The following is a 2,478-nucleotide window of genomic DNA, read 5'->3' as shown; positions in this document are numbered from 1 at the left end:
TTGGACTCTATACTCATATCTTACTGAGGGGCTCTATTTTTTTCAAACCTGATATTTAACGATCTACAGGAATGCTATCCTGCCCCGATAGTTCCATAAGGGGTACCACCACATGCCCATCAAGCTAACAACGTAAATTACTATATATGAAATGATCCTTGTTTCAAAACTAGCGAGTGATGGAATAGTAGGCATGCCAAAGAAGCCTATTAAAACGCGATTTTTTCGCTAGGCAGCTTGTCTATGCTTCACCGTCGTTTCATACACGACCCCTAGAATATCAAATACGGTCATCTTCTTATACCGATGACATTTACGACCATTCTTTTTGAGCAGCTGATAAAGGCGATGCAGAATGTTCAAAAGTTCTTCTGTGCCAACTGCCATCGCTTGAAACAGTAACGGGAAGTAATCTTTAATCATATAAATTGCTTTGTATTCACTCAGCTCCTGCTTTTTCTTTTCAAGCAGAAGCTGTCGTATTTGAAACATCGTAGAAGAACAGAGGAGAATGCCGATGAGTTGGCCATATAAATGGCACTCTAGGCGTTCTTTTTTGATTGTTTTGCATTCATCGATTTCAAAAAATGACTTCCATGTTTTAAATAAAATCTCAATCTGCCAACGCAGGGAATAGAGGGAATGGACATAATCAGTGGGGACTTCTTCTGGAGATGTGTTCGTAATATAGATGTTCATGCCCATCAATTGCTTACTTTTAACCTTCATGACTATACCTTTCTTCTTTTCTCGTATCGCTTGGTTTTTAAGGCGTGTTTGCGTTTGATCATCTGTTAAACGATGGGATAATAACACGTGCTGGAAGCTTCTGATTTTGTCCAATGTATGCCTCCAATATTTCCAGCGTTTAACCGGGGGTTAGACTGGACATCATTTGTGTCATATCAACCTGGATGTATTCTGTTTGTTTTTTTAAGGTGCCATTATTGAAGAATTCTGGGGCGGGATTCTTTATATAAATACGTGTATTTAACTTCAAACGCGAAATATAGTAAGCATCTTTATCATGAATGGCTTGTAAGTCTCCTAAATCAAAGTAACCAAGATCGCGCAAACATAAATCACCCGTCTCTACAGTTTCAAGGCAGGTAGTACCGTATGTTTTATCATTGTTCTTTCCTGGTCCTAGCTGTACGTTTAAAAATTGGCCACTTAATAAATCGTATTCCAATTGGATTTTCACCCCTGCAGTATTACTACTCCCTCCAGATCCTTGATAATTTGTAGCGAAGGCATCAGGTATCTGAAATACAGTCGCATCTAAAATCCGAATACGTTTGAAAGCAGAAATCAGGTCTGAAGAAAGTGAATGATTTAAACAGAGTTTTTGTTTTAGGAGCGAGGTAAAGACTTCTCGGAGAAATGCGACAGCTGCTGGATTAAAGCGTTGATTCAGCCCTTCTGGGCTTATTAGTACCCCAGTGGAAGCTTCTAACCGACTGCACAATTGTGTAAGGGATGTGCTAGCGATTTCCTGACTGAGCCATACGCACAGGGCGATGAGTTCATCGGCTTGATACTTACTAGATCGCTGCACAAAGCCCACTTGTTTGGCGATTTCTTTTAGTACTAATGGAGATAAAGATCTTTGTAATTCTTGTGCAAAAAATTTCAGTTCACTGAAGATGATAGGATTCAACAAAAACACCATCCTTTCTCGTAAACTTATGATAAATCAATAAAATCATTTTGAAAAAAGATTGATCAAAATAGATTCTTCTTCAATAGATTTCATTTTTTTTATAAAAAAGTTTGATCATTTTCTGCCTATGTTATTTAATACTTTAGTCAAACACACTACAAAAAGTCCAGGCTATTTAAAATTAGGATGACTCCAACAATACACATTATCCACGAAAGAGCCGATCCTGTATTATTAGAGATTTTCACCCGAAGCTTCTCAAGGGGTTTTTGCATCCACCGATCAAATAGGAGATATATGAAAAACAGCAAGAGGGGAGGCAACACCATGATAAAATTGTATCCAGCTAAAATAGAAGACCATTCCATCCATGATAGATTAGAAGTAGTCATTATGCCGATTGCTGCAAAATAAGGAAATGCTGTTCCTACTTCAACTAATGAAGTAGTGAATCCCCAGAGCAACCATTGAAAGAATGCTTTTTGAACTTGGCGTAGGTAGGTCTGATTTTTTCTTTGTTGGGACATAAAAACTTGCGATGAACAATATCGCTCCAATAATAAAGACTGTCCAACTTACGATTCGATTTTGAAATATCCCAGAAATAATCTCAAGCAAAAAACCTAATCCTAACATGAGTAAAACTCCAACAGCAAAATAAAATCCTGCTACCGTCAATAAATAAACCAATAAACATTTGGTAAGTTTCTCTTTATCTGCTAAAAGTAGATACACTGTTACCCCTAATGTAGCAGGGCTTAGCATATCCAATAAAGCCAAACCCCCTATCAGGAGGAGTAGTTCTGTACTCATCA

General features: G+C 37.8%; 2 pseudogenes. Both read right to left on the bottom strand.

From position 1 onward, the window contains the following. Positions 1-228: 228 nt before the first annotated feature. Positions 229-1,660, bottom strand: a pseudogene (locus N9I19_RS24425) (IS4 family transposase). A 158-nt stretch (positions 1,661-1,818) separates the two neighbouring features. Beyond that, positions 1,819-2,476: pseudogene (locus N9I19_RS24420) on the bottom strand (GAP family protein). Positions 2,477-2,478 lie beyond the last annotated feature (2 nt).

This window comes from Peribacillus sp. CSMR9 (genome assembly GCF_033141925.1).
In the GTDB taxonomy this organism is placed as follows: Bacteria; Bacillota; Bacilli; order Bacillales; family DSM-1321; genus Peribacillus; species Peribacillus simplex_A.
Note: the sequence above shows the minus strand (reverse complement) of the source record. Positions and strands in the feature narration are given on the sequence as shown.